This window comes from Rhodococcus sp. 14-2496-1d (assembly GCF_002259365.1).
In the GTDB taxonomy this organism is placed as follows: Bacteria; Actinomycetota; Actinomycetes; order Mycobacteriales; family Mycobacteriaceae; genus Rhodococcoides.
On record NZ_NPFV01000012.1, the window covers coordinates 16,466 to 32,540 of the forward strand.

General features: G+C 64.5%; 15 protein-coding genes. 8 read left to right on the forward strand and 7 right to left on the reverse strand.

Annotated features, from left to right (window positions below; translation table 11 throughout):
- On the reverse strand, nt 1–525 hold the full coding sequence (locus CH296_RS08315; protein ID WP_027495238.1) for an MSMEG_0572/Sll0783 family nitrogen starvation response protein: 525 nt from the start codon (nt 523–525) through the stop codon (nt 1–3).
- A 272-nt stretch (nt 526–797) separates the two neighbouring features.
- Between CH296_RS08315 and CH296_RS08320 the strand changes: the two genes are divergently transcribed.
- The 3 genes from CH296_RS08320 to CH296_RS08330 all read left to right on the forward strand — a co-directional run bounded on the left by CH296_RS08320 (nt 798) and on the right by CH296_RS08330 (nt 3,367).
- Nucleotides 798–1,178 carry a hypothetical protein gene (locus tag CH296_RS08320; protein ID WP_045197472.1) on the forward strand — a complete coding sequence of 127 codons (381 nt, stop codon included), beginning with the start codon at nt 798–800 and terminating at the stop codon, nt 1,176–1,178.
- Complete coding sequence (locus tag CH296_RS08325; protein ID WP_094684484.1) at nt 1,171–1,575, forward strand: hypothetical protein; 405 nt, start codon at nt 1,171–1,173, stop codon at nt 1,573–1,575. Before CH296_RS08320 ends, CH296_RS08325 begins: the two co-directional genes overlap by 8 nt.
- 460 nt (nt 1,576–2,035) lie before the next feature.
- Complete coding sequence (locus CH296_RS08330; RefSeq protein ID WP_094684485.1) at nt 2,036–3,367, forward strand: HNH endonuclease signature motif containing protein; 1,332 nt, start codon at nt 2,036–2,038, stop codon at nt 3,365–3,367.
- A 100-nt stretch (nt 3,368–3,467) separates the two neighbouring features.
- Here CH296_RS08330 and CH296_RS08335 read toward each other — a convergent pair whose 3' ends face one another.
- Nucleotides 3,468–3,896, reverse strand: coding sequence for an SRPBCC family protein (locus tag CH296_RS08335; RefSeq protein ID WP_032396781.1), 429 nt, complete (start codon nt 3,894–3,896; stop codon nt 3,468–3,470).
- A gap of 60 nt (nt 3,897–3,956) precedes the next feature.
- Here CH296_RS08335 and CH296_RS08340 point away from each other — a divergent pair, with 60 nt between their 5' ends.
- From CH296_RS08340 to CH296_RS08350, 3 genes are all read left to right on the forward strand, one after another.
- Nucleotides 3,957–6,227, forward strand: coding sequence for an ATP-dependent DNA ligase (locus tag CH296_RS08340; RefSeq protein ID WP_094629169.1), 2,271 nt, complete (start codon nt 3,957–3,959; stop codon nt 6,225–6,227).
- A 228-nt stretch (nt 6,228–6,455) separates the two neighbouring features.
- Entirely contained in the window at nt 6,456–7,670 is a 1,215-nt protein-coding gene (locus tag CH296_RS08345) for a lipase family protein (protein WP_094684486.1), read from the forward strand.
- An 86-nt stretch (nt 7,671–7,756) separates the two neighbouring features.
- Entirely contained in the window at nt 7,757–8,752 is a 996-nt protein-coding gene (locus tag CH296_RS08350) for an iron-siderophore ABC transporter substrate-binding protein (protein ID WP_094684487.1), read from the forward strand.
- 36 nt (nt 8,753–8,788) lie between these two features.
- Here the strand turns inward: CH296_RS08350 and CH296_RS08355 are convergent, their stop codons facing one another.
- From CH296_RS08355 to CH296_RS08370, 4 genes are all read right to left on the reverse strand, one after another.
- Nucleotides 8,789–10,654 (reverse strand): ABC transporter ATP-binding protein, encoded by a 1,866-nt coding sequence (locus CH296_RS08355; RefSeq protein ID WP_094684488.1) that lies wholly within the window; start codon nt 10,652–10,654, stop codon nt 8,789–8,791.
- Nucleotides 10,655–10,764: 110 nt separating this feature from the next.
- Nucleotides 10,765–13,080, reverse strand: a complete 2,316-nt coding sequence (gene lon / locus CH296_RS08360) for an endopeptidase La (RefSeq protein ID WP_094684489.1) — start codon at nt 13,078–13,080, stop codon at nt 10,765–10,767.
- 109 nt (nt 13,081–13,189) lie between these two features.
- Nucleotides 13,190–13,891, reverse strand: coding sequence for a type 1 glutamine amidotransferase domain-containing protein (locus tag CH296_RS08365; protein ID WP_032396787.1), 702 nt, complete (start codon nt 13,889–13,891; stop codon nt 13,190–13,192).
- A gap of 65 nt (nt 13,892–13,956) precedes the next feature.
- On the reverse strand, nt 13,957–14,739 hold the full coding sequence (locus CH296_RS08370) for a putative protein N(5)-glutamine methyltransferase (protein ID WP_094684490.1): 783 nt from the start codon (nt 14,737–14,739) through the stop codon (nt 13,957–13,959).
- Between the two features lie 63 nt (nt 14,740–14,802).
- Between CH296_RS08370 and CH296_RS08375 the strand changes: the two genes are divergently transcribed.
- On the forward strand, nt 14,803–15,201 hold the full coding sequence (locus CH296_RS08375) for an MmcQ/YjbR family DNA-binding protein (RefSeq protein WP_045197485.1): 399 nt from the start codon (nt 14,803–14,805) through the stop codon (nt 15,199–15,201).
- A 207-nt stretch (nt 15,202–15,408) separates the two neighbouring features.
- On the opposite strand, the gene CH296_RS29775 is transcribed toward CH296_RS08375, so the two are convergent.
- Nucleotides 15,409–15,561, reverse strand: coding sequence for a hypothetical protein (locus CH296_RS29775; RefSeq protein ID WP_306436976.1), 153 nt, complete (start codon nt 15,559–15,561; stop codon nt 15,409–15,411).
- Nucleotides 15,562–15,824: 263 nt separating this feature from the next.
- On the opposite strand from CH296_RS29775, the gene CH296_RS29780 reads away from it, so the two are divergent.
- Nucleotides 15,825–16,073, forward strand: coding sequence for a pentapeptide repeat-containing protein (locus CH296_RS29780; protein WP_306436977.1), 249 nt, complete (start codon nt 15,825–15,827; stop codon nt 16,071–16,073).
- The last annotated feature ends 2 nt before the right edge of the window (nt 16,074–16,075 follow it).

Here is a 16,075-nt window from a genome sequence, read left to right on the forward strand (position 1 = left end):
CTAGACCATGTAGGTCGAGTTGATGATGGCACCCTTGCGCGCGTAGTGGATCAGCGCGTCCTGCACGTCCAGGGGGTGGGCCGGGATGACGCCCTCGATGAGGTCCTCTTCGCGACCGCCGTGCAGGGCCAGTCCGAAGCGGCAGCAGAACACGGTGCCACCCTCGGCGATGAAGGTCGCGAGCGAATCGTTGATGTTCTGCTCGCCCGGGAACCCGGAGTCACCGGTGGTGGGAAAGCCGCGAGTGGCAAGGCAATTGATGGCACCGGGACCGTAGAAGTACATGGCCGACTCGAAGCCCTTGCGCAGAGCGCGGGTCGCCTGGAGTACCGCGACGAACGACACCGAGGACTCGTGCGCGATGCCGTGCACCAGCGTGAAGTAGCTCTCGCCGTTCTCGGCCTTGTAATCGGGGAAGATCTTGGTGGAGCCGTAGATGTTGCTGCCCTTGGGAAGTGAAGGGTGCGGAATCTCTTCGAGGGACTTCTTGATGTTCTCGGCGATGGACTGGTCGAGATCTGACACTGGTGTCTCCTGAGGTTCGCGGAACTGGCTGAATGCAGTGGGCAACTACTCGAGATGCGGTGGACACCGATGGCCACCTGAGGAAGAGAGGTCATGTCCGGCGAGAGAGCGGATCCTCTGCGGCCGTGGAACAAGTACAAGCCCCATCCATTTCCGATTGGTCACACCCGGAACAACGCCGTGTTTCGAGGGCCTCACAGTGTTGACGTGGCGTTACGCGGATAGTGTGGAGGCTGCATCACCCATCCACCACGAACTTGACGAGGAACTCGATGATCGGCGCCGTCACCGGCTTGTTGTATGCGTTGTCCCTGGTCGTCGGTGTCTGGGTGCTCGCGAAGCTCGTCATGAACCGACCGGTTCTGCTGAAGAACAAGTCCGATCGCGCACTGTTCTGGACCATCGCGGCCACCGAGGCCGTCGTCGCGCTGCAGGCCGTCATCGGGTTCGTCATGATGTTCACCTCGGACCGCGAGATACACCGGCTGACATTCGGGTCCTACCTCGTCGGACTGCTGTTCCTTCTCCCCCTCGGCACGTGGTGGTCTCTGGGCGACCGCTCCCGCGGCGGCACTGCCGTACTCCTCGTTGCCGTCCTCACCCTCGCGGCCATGGTGCTGCGCCTGAGCCAGATTTGGGCCGGATATGCCTGACAACCTCCAGCAAGCGACGCGCACCGGATTCGGGCGCTTCCTCATCGCCGTCTACGCCGTGTTCGCCGTCGCCGCGACATCACGCTCGATCGTGCAACTCACCACGCGATTCGACGACGCACCGGTGGCGTACCTGCTCTCGGCGTTCGCTGCTGTGGTCTACATCGTCGCCACGGTAGGACTGGCACGAGCAACAGAAGCGTCTCGACGAGTGGTGACGGTCTCCTGCATCATCGAACTCGTCGGAGTCATCGGCATCGGCACGCTCAGCTACATTCAACCCCAGGACTTCCCGGAGCCGACGGTGTGGTCGCACTTCGGATCCGGATACGTCTTCATCCCGGTGGTGCTCCCCATCGCGGGACTGTGGTGGTTGCGAAAGACCCGACAGATCTAGGCGTCTGTTCTGAATTTCGCCCAATTGGCGTAAGTCTCAATACTCGACATCCCGTGCCACTGACGTCGACAACTGATCTGGATGCAGTCTGGCCATGAAGGCGAGACCGATCATCGCGGCCGACCTCCCGCTTTCGATCTCCACTCAGGGCTCCCACGACGATCGGTCTCGCCGTCGACGACATGGCGAACGGGCGAGTCGGCCATTTACGATGCAGGAGGCCGGCCGATGGGTACAAGTTGATGCACTGCTGTCCGTCGACTTCGGTTGGGAAGTCGAGATATTCGACGCGTTGCTCGTGACCGGAACCTGAGCCACGGCGACCATCATCCTGAAACGCGCGCGGCCGCACCTATCACACACCACTGACAGGTTTTCGATCACGAATAGTCAAGTAGCGCAATAGTTTTCCATTCAACGAAGGTTGTTGGTCGAACGCACGTTCGATACACTTCATGGCATGACCACAGCGATCTGGCAACTGAGCGAGGCAGAACTCCTCGCCGACGCCGCCGCGGTCTCCCACCAGATCCAGCTCCTCGAAGCCCGCCGCATCGCTCTCGTCGCCGACATCGACACCCGCGTCTCCCGCGAAAAACTCGGCTTCCCCGGACCCGCAGGCTGGCTGACCTCCACCACCCTGCTCTCACCGTCCAAGGCCACCAAGATCGTCGCCCTCGCCCGCGGACTGAAGAACTTCCCCGACATCGCCGACGCCGTGAACACCGGAGTCATGACCATCGACCACGCCGCCCTGATCCTCACCTTCGCCGAAACCCCACCCAAGAACCTCCCCCAAAAAGGCCAGGACATAGCGCGGAAAGCGATGATCACCGCTGCGACCGGGCCTGGTGCACGCACCGGCCGCATCCGAGAAGCGATCACCAAACTCCACGACACCTACGGCGGCAAGACACCACCCGCCGACGACACCGACCGCAACGAACTCTTCGCCTCCAAGACCTTGAACGGGCGGCTGGTACTCAAAGGAGACTTCGACGCGATCACCGGCGAGAAACTTCTCACCGCACTCTCCCCGCTGACCGAACCCCGCCCCGACCCCGACGGCACCGAGACACCCAAAACCGGAGACGACCGCAGCCCCGCCAAGCGTCGCGCCGACGCCTTCGGACACATCCTCGACCAATACCTCGCCTCGAGTAACCGCCCCACCGAAGGCGGTGAGAGACCGCACCTGAACCTGCACATCAGCCTGCGCGATCTCACCGACCTCCGCGACAGTGCTGACGTCGATGACATCGCCGACGACGAGAACACCCGCGCTGCAGACGAATCCGACACAGATCCAGTTACCGCAGATCGTGGCGCGTACCGGGACCTGTTCGGTGACGGCACTACCGTCGGGTGGCTACCCTGGATGGGACCACTGTCGCGCAACACCTCCCGGCAACTCGCCTGCGACTGTGTCCTGACCGCCATCGTCATGGACGAGACGGGTTCCCCGATCAACCTTGCCCGCACCGCACGCACCGTCACCGCCAAACAGAAGAAGGCGCTCATCGCCCGAGACCACACCTGCGCCTTCCCCGGCTGCGGCAAACCCGCCGCCTGGACAGAAGCGCATCACATCCGGCACTGGGCCGATGGTGGCCCCACCGACATGAACAACCTCGTCCTCCTGTGCGGATTCCACCACCGACTCCTCCACCACTCCGATTGGGAAGTGTTCATCGGCACCGACGGCCACCCGTGGTTCGTGCCACCGGCCACCGTCGACCCGTACCGACAACCCCGACCATCCCACGCCCGAGCAGGCCCCCACATCGCCTGACCCGCGCACCACACAAGCCCGCAGACGACCCCAGCCCCGCACCGAGAACACGGTGCGGGGCTGGAAGAGACTGTCGTGCAGCTAGTTCGACGAAGATCCGTCAGCTCAGCGCCGCCAGGTTCGCAACGGATTTCTTCACATCGGTATCGAGTGCTCGCGCCACCACCGATCCCACCGGACCGAACAGCACACCCCCGCCGAACTTCGCATCGAGCGTCAGCTCCGATCCACCCTCGGCCTCACGTACATGGACCGTCAGCGAGATTCGCACTCCACCCTTACCTCGGCCGGACATCTCGATCAGCTTGGGTTCGTCGTACTCCGTGAAGGTCCAGTTGATCGTGTTCTTGAAGCCCTTCACCTTCACCAGTGACTCCACTTCGGTGCCCTTGCCGACCTTCTTGGGCGGTGGGCTGCACCATCCACCGTGGATGGTCATCCACTCGTCGAACCGATCGAGTGCGGAAGCTTTGTCCCACGCACCCTGCGGATTCTCGGGCATCTGTACTGAGACACTGATCGTCGCCATAAGAAAAGAGCCTGTCACAACTCCCCCCCATCTTCAGACGGCGGCCGTTAACCTGAGACGATGGCCACCCTCGAGATCGATGGTCGCAAGGTCTCCGTCACCAACCTCGACAAAGTGCTGTTCCCCGAAACAGGGACCACCAAAGGCAACATCATCGAGTACTACGTTGCCATCGCGCCTGCGATGCTTCCTCACCTCGTGGGCCGAGCGGTGACCCGTAAGCGTTGGCCCAACGGCGTGGACCAGTCGTCGTTCTTCGAGAAGAACCTCGCCGCCTCCGCACCCGACTGGCTCGATCGGCGTTCGATGCAGCATTCCGACCGCGTCGTCACCTACCCATTGTTCTCCACTGCAGCCGATCTGGCCTGGCTCGGTCAACAAGCGGCCATCGAAGCGCACGTGCCACAGTGGCGGTTCGACGGCACCGAAGCCGGACCGGCCACCCGCATGGTCTTCGACCTCGATCCCGGTGACGACGTGGATCTCGCGCGATGTGCCGAAGTAGCCTGCGAGATAAGGGATCTGATCGGCGATATCGGGATGACCGCATATCCGGTCACCAGCGGCAGCAAGGGAATCCACCTGTACGTGCCGCTTGAGAAACCGCTGTCGACCTCCGGCGCGTCCACGGTCGCCAAACGTGTTGCCACGCTGCTCGAAGAGCGCTCGCCGGACCGGGTCACGGCCACGATGGCAAAGGCGAAGCGAACCGGGAGGGTGTTCGTGGACTGGAGCCAGAACAACGGCAAGAAGACCACGGTCGCCCCGTACTCTCTCCGTGGACGAGCACTCCCCACGGTCGCGGCACCACGCACCTGGGACGAGCTGGAAGCATCGGGGCTGCAACAACTTCGATTCGAAGAGGTCCTCGAGCGATTCCAGGATTTCGGCGATTTTCTCGCAGAGCTGGACCCCACCGTCGACTCGGCACCCGAAAGTAGTTCTGCCACGGACAAACTCGTCAAGTACCGCAGCATGCGTAGCGCCGACAAGACCCCCGAACCGATACCGGCCGCCACCGAACCGCAGGGCAACAACGACACGTTCGTGATCCAGGAACACCATGCCCGACGGCTGCACTACGACTTCCGACTCGAGCACGACGGCGTCCTGGTCTCGTGGGCCGTCCCGAAGAACATCCCGGTGGACCCGAAGCAGAACCGGCTGGCGGTACACACCGAGGACCACCCACTCGAATACGCGTCGTTCTCCGGTCGGATACCCAAGGGCGAGTACGGCGGCGGTGACGTCTCGATCTGGGACAGCGGAACCTACGAACTCGAGAAATGGCGAGAGGACGAGGTCATCGTCGTTCTGCACGGAAAGAAGGCGACCGGGCGCTTCGCCCTGATCCGCACCAAGGGCAATCAGTGGCTCATGCATCTGATGAAGGACGCACCCGACAAGCCCGAGCCGAAGAACATCTCGCCGATGCTCGCCACCGCCGGCGACATCCTCGATCTCCCGGACGACGAGTGGTCGTTCGAGGGCAAGTGGGACGGGTTCCGCATCATCGCAGAACTGACGCACGGTTCGATGACGCTGCGCACGCGAAGCGGTAACGACTACACCGAAAAGTTCGGCGCACTCCAATCTTTCGCAGATGACCTGGCCGAGCACGACGCCATCGTCGACGGAGAAGTCGTGGTATTCGACGACGACGGGGTCAGCAGCTTCGAGAAACTGCAGAACGCCACCCGTGACCAGATCCGATTCATCGCGTTCGATCTGCTTCACCTCGACGGCACGTCACTGCTGCGCAAGAAGTACTCGGATCGACGACGGCTGCTCGAACTACTGACCACAGGACTCGACTCGGTGCTGGTGCCACCGCGGCTGACGGGGACCGCTGCGGACGCCATCGCCGAAAGCAGAGAACGAGGCTGGGAAGGCGTCGTCGCCAAACGAACCGACTCCGTCTATCAACCCGGCAAGCGCGCCCACACCTGGATCAAGCACAAGAACTGGCGGACTCAGGAGATCGTGATCGGCGGGTGGCGTCGGGGGCAGGGTCGTCGTTCCGGTGGGTTCGGCTCACTCCTGATGGGCATTCCCGACGGGGACGGATTGCGATACGTAGGGCGCGTCGGAACCGGGTTCGACGACCGTGCGCTCGATACGCTCGCTGCCCTCCTCGCGCCACTCGAGGCGTCGGACAGTCCCTTCTCCTCGGTGCTGCCCGCGGCCGATCGGAACGGAGCGGTGTGGGTCGAGCCGGTGCTCGTCGGCGAGGTGCGGTACTACGAGGCCACGGAATCCGGCCATCTGCGGCATCCGAGCTGGCGCGGTCTCCGCCCGGACAAGGAACCGAAGGCGGTGCATCGGGAATGACGAGAAATGCCTCGGGTGAAAAACTTGGACCCGGTCGGAAAAACCAGGATAGGTAACGTTCGGTTGCCATAAAATGAGCCGATGCGTACCGTTGCGCCCATCGTTTCCGGGGGGAGCGTAACAACTCGAGCATCATCAGCTATAACGGTTTGCGGGCCGGCTCTACGGGGGCTTGCCAGATCGCCGCAGCGCTCGTCGCTTCGGTTCAGGCACGGAGGGGTTTACCACATGCGGGTTCTCAAGTTGGCAGGCGCTGTCAGCATGACGGCGGTTGCAGTTCTGTGTTCGTCACTCGTCGGCGCAGGTCAAGCTGCTGCTACGCCGCTGTACCCGACGCCGATCGCCGACGGCTTCTACGCACCGCCAGCCGATCTCGATGCGCTCGCTCCGGGCGACGTGATCTCCAGCCGCCCGATGCCACCGCCGCCCGGATTCTTCGGCGTGGACGTGTGGCAGTTGAAATTCCGCTCCACCAATTCGGCCGGCGATCCCATCGCCGCAATCAATACCGTCTTGGTTCCACAAAACAAAGCACCGAACGGCCCTTTACTTTCTTACCAACACATCATCAATGCACTCGGTCTCGAATGTGCACCTTCACAAGCGCTCTGGACCAACGATCCCAATTTGATGATTCGTGAGGCGCCCGCTCTGAACGCAGTACTGCAGCGCGGGTGGACGGTCGTCATCGCCGATCACCTCGGACCCAACAGCGCATACGGTGCCGCCAAGCTCGGCGGGCAGATCGTGCTCGACAGCATTCGCGCCACTCAGCGCTTCGATCCCATCCAGGTTCAGCAGAGCCCCGTTGCGTTGGCCGGCTACTCCGGCGGCGGAATGGCCACGGCATGGGCAGCCGCGCTTCAGAACGACTACGCGCCCGAGCTGAACATCGTCGGCAGCGCGAACGGTGGCGCTCCGATGAACCTCGAGCGGATGGCCCGCGATCTCGGTTTCGCCCCGCACCCCATGTTCGGTCTGGCGTTCGCTGCCGCGCTCGGTATCGAACGCGAGTACCCCACCCGCATCCCGATCAGCTCTCAGCTCAACCCGCTCGGCAAGGAGATCGAGAACAAGATCCAGAACGGGTGCACCAACGACATCATCGCCGCGGGCGCGGGTAAGAGCGCCATGGAGGTCGCAGGCACGCTGGACCTCATCAACAGTCCGGAAGCGATCGCCGCCGTCAACGACAACAGCGTCGAGCTGTATCCCGGTGTACCGAAGGCACCGTACTTCGAGTGGCACAGCCCCACCGATGCGTTGATCCCGGTCAGCGCCATCGACAACACGATCGCCCGATACTGCCGCGCCGGAGTGCTCGTGACCGAGGTGAAGGTGCCCAGCAACGATCACCTGACCGCTGCCGTACTCGGCCTGCCACAGGCCCTCGAGTGGATCGACCAGCGATTCGCGGGAGTGCCGGCCACGAGCAACTGCTGATCGCGCCGCCCGTCCCCTGGCACATGATCGACGCATCAGTGGGTCGGTTAGGCTAACCTCGCCAAGTTCAGTTGCGAGGAGATCACATGAAGAAGACCGTCCAGCTCGTGGCCGCCGGTGCGTCCGTCCTGGCACTGGCAGCCGGCTGTTCGTCCGATGCCGACACCGACGCATCCGGTGGCCCCGGTAGCGCTGCCGGCTTCCCCGTCACCATCGAGCACCGTTTCGGTGAGACCGTCATCGACGCCGAGCCCACCCGTGTCGTGACGATTGGGTTCAACGAGCAGGACTTCGCGCTCGCGCTGGGCGTCAAGCCCGTCGCGACACGCGGCAACCTGAGCTACGACTACCGACAGCGCCCATGGGCTCTAGCAGCCCTGGGCGGAACCGAGATTCCCGAAGTCGGCAGTACCGACCTCAACCTGGAGCAGATCGCGGCGCAAGCACCCGACCTGATCCTCGGCCCGTACTCCTTCATCGACCAGGGCCAGTACGACATCCTGTCCGGGATGGCCCCCACGATCGCCGACATCGGCGGCTACGACGACGTACCCGCCGCAACCTGGCAGCAGGAGTTCGCCGTGGTCGGCGAAGCCCTCGGCAAGTCGCAGGAAGCCCAGGATCGAACGGCCGAGCTGGAGCAGAAGTTCGCCGACACCGAAGCCGCGAACCCCCAATTCACCGGCAAGTCACTGTCTCTCGCGTTCGTCATGGACGACGGCAGCTACCTGCTTCTCGGCAAGGACGACATCCGCGCCCTGTTCTTCACCGACCTCGGATTCGAGATTCCCGACGCCTCCGAGACCATCAGTGCGGAGAACCTCGATCGACTCGACACCGACGTCCTCGTCATCGCCGGCCAGAGCCGCGAGCAGCTGCAGGCCAACCCTCTGCTCGCCGCCCTCGATGTCGTCCGGCAGGACCGGACCGCCTACATCGGCTCCTTCAGTACGGACCTACCCTCGGCCCTCGGATACTCGAGCCCACTGTCGCTGGACTACGCGATCGACGGATTCACCCCGATGCTCGCCGCCGCAACCGACGACGACCCAGCAACCGTGGTCCCGGACCCGGTTTCGTAGGGTCACTCCGCAGGCTCCGATCCCGGCTTCGCAGGCTCACTCCGCCTGCGCGAATTGCGTCCGATGCAGCTCCTCGTAGCGGCCTCCTGCTGCGAGGAGCTCGTCGTGGGTGCCGCGCTCGGCGACTCTTCCGTCCTCGATCACCAGGATCACGTCCGCAGCTCGGATGGTCGACAGCCGGTGCGCGATGACAACCGATGTCTTGCCTTCCAGCGCCTCGGCCAACGCGGCCTGCACCGCGGCCTCCGACGTGGAGTCCAACGATGCCGTTGCCTCGTCGAGGATGACCACTCGCGGCTGTGCGATCAGCAGCCGCGCGATCGTCAGACGCTGACGCTCACCACCGGAGAGTCGATACCCGCGCTCGCCGACGACGGTGTCCAGACCGTCGGGCAGGGAGCGCACGAGGTCCGCGAGCCGCGCCCTCGAGAGCGCATCCCACAGTTCGTCGTCTGTGGCGTTGGGACGCGGCAGCAACAGATTCGACCGAATGCTCTCGTGGAACAGGTGCCCGTCCTGGGTCACCATTCCCACTGTGCCGCGGACGGATTCGGCCGTCAGGTCCCGCACATCGACGCCGCCGAGCCGGACCGAGCCGCCGTCGACGTCGTAGAGCCGTGCGATCAACTGCGCGATCGTGGACTTGCCTGCACCGGATGTGCCGACCAGCGCGACCATCTGGCCGGGTTCGGCTCGGAACGACACACCGTGCAGAACCTCCTCTCCCCCGCGCGAATCCAAGGTGGCGACCTCCTCGAGCGAGGCGAGCGATACTTTGTCCGCGGACGGGTACGCGAACCTGACATCATCGAGTTCGACGGCCACCGGCCCGGGCGGTAGCGCTGTCGCGTCGGGCTTGTCGGCGATCAACGGAACGAGGTCGAGGACCTCGAATACTCGCTCGAAGCTCACCAACGCGCTCATGACCTCCACGCGGGCGCTGGCCAGCGCGGTCAGGGGTGAGTACAGCCGGGCCAACAGAAGTGACAGTGCCACAACCGAACCCGGGTCCAGAGTCCCGCGGAGGGCGTAGAAGCCGCCCAATCCGTACACCACGGCGAGCGCCAGTGCCGAGACCAGTGTCAGCGCGGTGACGAACACCGTCTGCACCATGGCACTGCGCACTCCGATATCGCGCACCCTGGCCGCCCGGACCGCGAACTCGACCGATTCCTGTTCGGGATGCCCGAACAACTTCACCAGGGTTGCTCCCGGTGCCGAGAAACGCTCGGTCATCTGCGTACTCATCGCCGAATTGTGCGCTGCGGCTTCTCGTTGCAGCCGCGCGAGGCGTCGACCCATCCGGCGCGCAGGAAGTACGAACACCGGCAGCAGGACCAGTGCGAGAAGGGTGATCTGCCAGGAGATTCCGATCATGACCACCAACGTCAGTACCAGGGTCACGAGATTGCTGACGACACCGGACAGGGTGGTGCTGAATGCGCGCTGCGCTCCGATCACGTCGTTGTTGAGTCGACTCACCAACGCACCGGTGCGGGTTCGAGTGAAGAATGCGATCGGCATCCGCTGCACGTGGTCGAACACTGCCGTCCGCAGATCCAGGATCAGGCTCTCGCCGATGTTCGCCGAGAGCCATCGGTTGACCAGACCGACCACAGCGTCCACCAGAGCGATCCCTGCGATCGCCGATGCAAGCAGTACCACCACGCGTAGCTCTCGCCCGTCGACGATCGCATTGACCACCCGCCCCGCCAAGACCGGAGTCGCCACTGCAAGAACGGCCAGAGCCACGCTGAGCACCAGAAACCCGCCGAGTGCGCGGCGATGCGGTGCCGCGAACGTCAGGATCCTGCGGGCCGTCTCCTTCGAGAACGACGACTGGGTGTCGGGCCTGTTCATCGTGCGATACATCTGATTCCAGGCGGTCATCTCCATGCTCATCCCACCAACGTAGAACCTCGACACGACTCGAGGTCAAGCGCGGCACCCGAGACCGACGGGAGGGGCAGGCGGCCGAGCCACCTGCCCCTCCCACGACGATCACCGCGGCGCTATGCCGCAGCAGTTGCCGTCGCCGGCTCCAGCGCGAGCGCGAGAATATCCGCGACGTCGGTCATCGGACGAACATCCAACGCCTCCAACACCTCTGCGGGTACGTCGTCCAGGTCCGGCTCGTTGCGCGCCGGAATGAACACGGTCTTCAGTCCCGCACGCTGCGCAGCCAGCAACTTCTGCTTCACCCCGCCGATCGGCAGCACCCGACCGTTCAACGTGACCTCACCGGTCATGCCGACATCCGAGCGCACCGGACGCCCGGTGGCCATCGACACCAGGGCGGTCACCATCGTCACACCGGCCGAAGGACCGTCCTTCGGCACCGCGCCCGCCGGAACGTGCACGTGAATTCTCCGATCCAGAGATTCCTGCGTGACGCCGAATTGCGCTGCGTGCGAGCGCACGTAGGACAGAGCGATCTGTGCGGACTCCTTCATCACGTCACCGAGCTGGCCGGTGAGCTCGAGCCTGGAGTCGCCTTCGGTCGCCGCGGCCTCGATGAACAGCACATCTCCGCCGAGTCCGGTGGCCGCGAGACCCGTTGCCACTCCTGGTACTTCGGTGCGCTCGTGCGCCTCGGGTGTGAACCGCGGGCGACCGAGGTACGGCACCAGGTCCGGCTCGTCGATCTTCAGGACACCGGTGGTGCCCACCAACTTCGTCGCCACCTTGCGAAGCGCCTTGGCCAGCAATCGCTCGAGTTGCCGCACACCCGGCTCACGGGTGTAGTCGGCCGCGATCTTGCGCAGCGCGGCGTCGGTGACCGTCACCTCCTCGGATGTGATTGCCGCCCTGTCCATCTGACGGGGAAGCAGGTAGTTCCGGGCGATGACGACCTTGTCGTCCTCGGTGTAGCCGTCGATGGTCACCAATTCCATGCGGTCGAGCAACGGCCCGGGAATCTGGTCGATCACATTGGCGGTAGCGAGAAAGACCACGTCGGACAGGTCGAGGTCCAGATCGAGATAGTGATCACGGAACGTGTGATTCTGCGCCGGGTCCAGCACCTCGAGCAACGCAGCACTGGGGTCGCCGCGATAGTCCGAGCCGACCTTGTCGATCTCGTCCAGCAGGACAACCGGATTCATCGATCCCGCCTCGCCGATGGCCCGCACGATCCGGCCCGGCAGCGCGCCGACGTAAGTACGACGGTGCCCACGGATCTCGGCCTCGTCACGGACGCCGCCGAGAGCGACACGTACGAACTTCCGACCGAGTGCACGTGCGACCGACTCACCGAGTGAGGTCTTGCCGACTCCGGGCGGACCTGCGAGCACCATGACGGCACCGGACCCACGCCCACCGACCGACTGCAGTCCACGCTCGGAGCGACGGGCCCGGACGGCCAGGTATTCGACGATACGATCCTTCACGTCGTCGAGTCCGTGGTGGTCGGCATCGAGAACCGCACGCGCCGAATCGATGTCGTTGTTGTCGGTCGTGGTGTTGTTCCACGGCAGATCCAGCACGGTATCGAGCCAGGTGCGGATCCAGCCCGACTCGGGGCTCTGATCGCTGGCCCGCTCGAGTTTGCCGACCTCACGCAGCGCCTGTTCGCGCACCTTCTCGGGTAGATCCGCTGCCTCGACGCGGCCGCGGTAGCCGTCGGCACCGTCGGGCTCGTCCTCGCCGAGTTCCTTGCGGATGGCCGCCAACTGCTGCCGGAGCAGGAACTCCTTCTGAGTCTTCTCCATGCCCTCGCGGACGTCACCGGAGATCTTGTCGTTGACCTCGACTTCGGCGAGATGAGCCTTGGTCCACTCGATGAGTGAGGTCAGACGCGTTGCCACGTCCGGGGTTTCGAGAAGGTCCCGTTTCTGCACGTCGGTGAGGTACGACGCGTAGCCGGCCGTGTCGGCGATCGCGCCCGGGTCGGTGAGTTTGTTGACCGAGTCGATCACCTGCCACGCATCTCGGCGCTGCAGCATCGCAACGACGAGTTGCTTGTACTCGGCCGCCAGGGCTTTGAGGTCGTCACTCGGGGGCACATCTGCAACGGTCTCGGCCTCGACCCACAGGGCGGCACCGGGTCCGCTGACTCCGTGGCCGATGTGCGCGCGGCGCGTGGCCTTGATGACAGCGGCCGGGCGGCCGTCTGCGAGGCGTCCCATCTGCACGATCGTGGCGAGGACTCCGTATGCGGCGTAGCGGTCCTCGAGACGCGGCGCGACGAGCAGCGTGCCGTCGTTGCTCGCCTTTGCGGCGTCGACGGCGGCACGCGCTGCCTCGTCGAGTTCTACGGGCACCACCATGCCGGGCAGGACGATCGGGTCGGTCAGGAACAGTACGGGGACACGAACGGTTTCGGTCACTTCTCCTCCAAAGGATTGAGCTATAGAGGCTCAACTTCGAAAGCAGTAGTGATGTTCCCGCCGATGTTCCTTGTTCTCCGTGGGCAGAACGCCGACCGCCCCGCACCGGTTACTTCAGCGCGCTGACCAGCTTCTCCGCGAGGGGACGCGTCGACGCCGGGTTCTGACCCGTGTACAGGTTCCGGTCGACGACGACCTTCGGTGCCCACGCGTCGGTGGAGTCGAACTTCGCGCCGTTCTCGCGCAACCGGGACTCGAGCAACCACGGGGCCTTGTCGGCGAGACCTGCTTGGGTCTCCTCTTCGTCGGTGAATCCGGTGAGCTCGTACCCGTCGAACGCCCAGGTTCCGTCGCTGCGGACGGCGGGGAGCAGGGCGGCAGGCGCGTGGCACACCGCAGAGACCACCTTGTTCGAGTCGAGGAAGTCGATCACCAGTGCCCCGAAGCTCTCGGAGACGGCCAGGTCCTCCATCGGCCCGTGACCACCGGGCACGAAGACGACGTCGAAGTCGGACGCCTTCTGCTCCTCCAGCTTTGCGGGCGAGGACAGGATCGACTCGATAGAGGCGAGGTAGCTCTTCTGATCCGCCACCTTCTCCTCGTCGCCGCCGTTGGCATCGACGGCCAAGCTGCCCTCGTCGACGACCGGAGCCTTACCGCCCGGCGTCGCGACCGTGATATCCCAGCCTGCGTCGACGAACGTGCGATGGGACTCGACGAGCTCCTCGGCCCAGTACCCGGTGGGGTGCTTGCTTCCGTCGTTCAGGGTCCAGTGGTCGGCAGCGGTGACTGCGAACAGCAATGTTGTCATGGTCGAACAACCTCTCGTCGTCGGTATCTGGTCCTGCATGCCACGCGGGAGCCCGATCGAAACCCTCACCGACTCGGAGTCGAACCGATCACCACGACGGCATCGAGTGCCTCGGATTCGTCGATGCGACCGGTGAAGCCGGCGTCGACTACAGCTCGTAGCGTCGAATGTGCCAGTGCTGCACTGGTTTCGACGAGGAGGTAGCCGCCGGGAGCCAGCCACTGCGGCGCACCGACCGCGACCCGACAATGAATCCCGGCACCGTCCGAACCACCGTCGAGCGCGATGTGCGGCTCGTGGATGCGCGCCTCTCGTGGCATCAGCCCGATGTCGGCCGTCGGAACGTAGGGCGCGTTGACGACGATCGCGTCGAATCTGCCGCGCATCTCCGGCGGCAGGGCGTCGTACAGGTCGCCGCGATGTACGTGACCGACCGGTGCCGTGCCCACGCCTGCGGCGACATTGCGCGATGCACACCGAACCGCCACCGCGTCGACATCGGCAGCATGCAACTCGGTGACACCGTCGACCGACAGGCCTATCGCCCCGGATCCACAGCACAGGTCCAGTAACACCGAAGGATGCAGCGCTGCAGCACATTCAACGAGAAATTCGGTTCGCCGGCGAGGCACGAACACCCCCGGTTCGACGGCGATGCGCCGACCACAGAACGCGACCCAGCCGACGACATGCTCGAGCGGTTCGCCGGCGACGCGGCGTGCGAGCATTGCGGTCAGCTCCGCCGGGGTCGACGCGGACTCGACGAGAATGTCTGCTTCCTCGTCGGCGAACACGCATCCGGCTCTGCGCAGCGAGGACACCACCTCGCCGTACTCGAGTTCCGACATCGACCGTGCCTTCCGGAGTGCTTTCCGCCCGCCTGCCCGCCCGCTGAAATACTGTAGCCCGGTATGTCGCACGACAGGACGAACTGGGAAGCCGCTGTTCGACGGATGTGCTTGGCCCTGCCCGAGACCTACGAGGAACAGGCATGGGTCGGGACACGCTGGCGAGTTCGCGGGCGCACCTTCGCCCACGTTCTCGAGATCCTCGACGGCGCCCCGCCTGCATCCGCCGCAGCCGCCGGCACCGACGGTCCGGCTCACGTGCTGATCTTTCGCTCCAGCGGAATCGAACTCGACGCACTGTCCGCCCGTGCCGGGTTCTTCAAGCCCGGATGGGGTCCGCAGATCATCGGAATGCTGCTCGACGAGTCCGTGGACCGGACCGAACTCGGCGAACTGATCACCGAGAGTTACTGCGATCGCGCCCCGAAGAAGCTCATCGCACTGCTGAATCGACCGGAGTGACTGCCGCGAACAAACTCGCTTGACGCTGCCTCGCGTCGGGGGACAGAGTGGCCGCATGCGCGCGCCCGAGAACTTGCTGGCCGATTGCGGCAGTTGTTTCGGACTCTGTTGCGTCGCTCTGCCCTTCGCGAAGTCGTCGGACTTCGCTGTCGACAAGGCCGCCGGCGAGCCGTGCCGGAACCTCCTCGGGGACTCGCGGTGCGGCATTCATTCGACGTTGCGGGAGAAAGGCTTTCCCGGGTGCGCGGTGTACGACTGCTTCGGTGCGGGCCAGAAGGTATCGCAGTCCTCGTTCGCCGGACGCGACTGGCGGCAGCAACCGTCGAACTCGTCGGAGATGTTCGCGGTGTTCCCGATCATGCGTGATCTGCACGAACTGCTGTGGTACCTCGCGGATGTGCGTGACCGGGATTCGACCTCGCCGCTGCACAATCGGATCGGCCACGAGTACGACGAACTGGAGGCGCTGACCGAGTCGGCTCCCGAGGTTCTACTGTCGGTCGACGTCTCCGGGCTGCGTTCGCGAATCAACGAGTTGCTGATCGAGGCAAGCGATCTGGTTCGAACCGAAGTGAAGGGCAAGAAGAAGAACTACCGCGGCCGCGACCTGATCGGCGCACAGCTTGCCGGCGCGGACCTGCGCGGACCTGCGCGGAGCGAGCCTGCGCGGTACGTATCTCATCGGGGCCGACCTGCGCAGGGCGGACCTGCGTCTGGCCGACATGATCGGCGCGGATCTCCGGGGTGCCGACCTCCGCGGCACGGACATGCTCGGCAGCATCTATGCCACGCAGTTCCAGATCGGCACGGCACGTGGTGACCGAGCAACACGGCTACCCGAATCCTTGGCCCGTCCCAGTCATTGGGCCTGAAC

Excerpts from the sequence above, each read along its gene's own strand:
- CH296_RS08340 (WP_094629169.1), top strand. The coding sequence starts at position 3,957 with ATGGCCACCCTCGAGATCGATGGTCGCAAGGTCTCCGTCACCAACCTC.
- CH296_RS08345 (WP_094684486.1), top strand. The coding sequence starts at position 6,456 with ATGCGGGTTCTCAAGTTGGCAGGCGCTGTCAGCATGACGGCGGTTGCA.
- CH296_RS08370 (WP_094684490.1), bottom strand. The coding sequence starts at position 14,739 with ATGTCGGAACTCGAGTACGGCGAGGTGGTGTCCTCGCTGCGCAGAGCC.
- CH296_RS08320 (WP_045197472.1), top strand. The coding sequence starts at position 798 with ATGATCGGCGCCGTCACCGGCTTGTTGTATGCGTTGTCCCTGGTCGTC.
- CH296_RS08375 (WP_045197485.1), top strand. The coding sequence starts at position 14,803 with ATGTCGCACGACAGGACGAACTGGGAAGCCGCTGTTCGACGGATGTGC.
- CH296_RS08325 (WP_094684484.1), top strand. The coding sequence starts at position 1,171 with ATGCCTGACAACCTCCAGCAAGCGACGCGCACCGGATTCGGGCGCTTC.
- CH296_RS08365 (WP_032396787.1), bottom strand. The coding sequence starts at position 13,891 with ATGACAACATTGCTGTTCGCAGTCACCGCTGCCGACCACTGGACCCTG.
- CH296_RS08350 (WP_094684487.1), top strand. The coding sequence starts at position 7,757 with ATGAAGAAGACCGTCCAGCTCGTGGCCGCCGGTGCGTCCGTCCTGGCA.
- CH296_RS08330 (WP_094684485.1), top strand. The coding sequence starts at position 2,036 with ATGACCACAGCGATCTGGCAACTGAGCGAGGCAGAACTCCTCGCCGAC.
- CH296_RS08335 (WP_032396781.1), bottom strand. The coding sequence starts at position 3,896 with ATGGCGACGATCAGTGTCTCAGTACAGATGCCCGAGAATCCGCAGGGT.
- CH296_RS08355 (WP_094684488.1), bottom strand. The coding sequence starts at position 10,654 with ATGAGCATGGAGATGACCGCCTGGAATCAGATGTATCGCACGATGAAC.
- CH296_RS29775 (WP_306436976.1), bottom strand. The coding sequence starts at position 15,561 with ATGATCGGGAACACCGCGAACATCTCCGACGAGTTCGACGGTTGCTGC.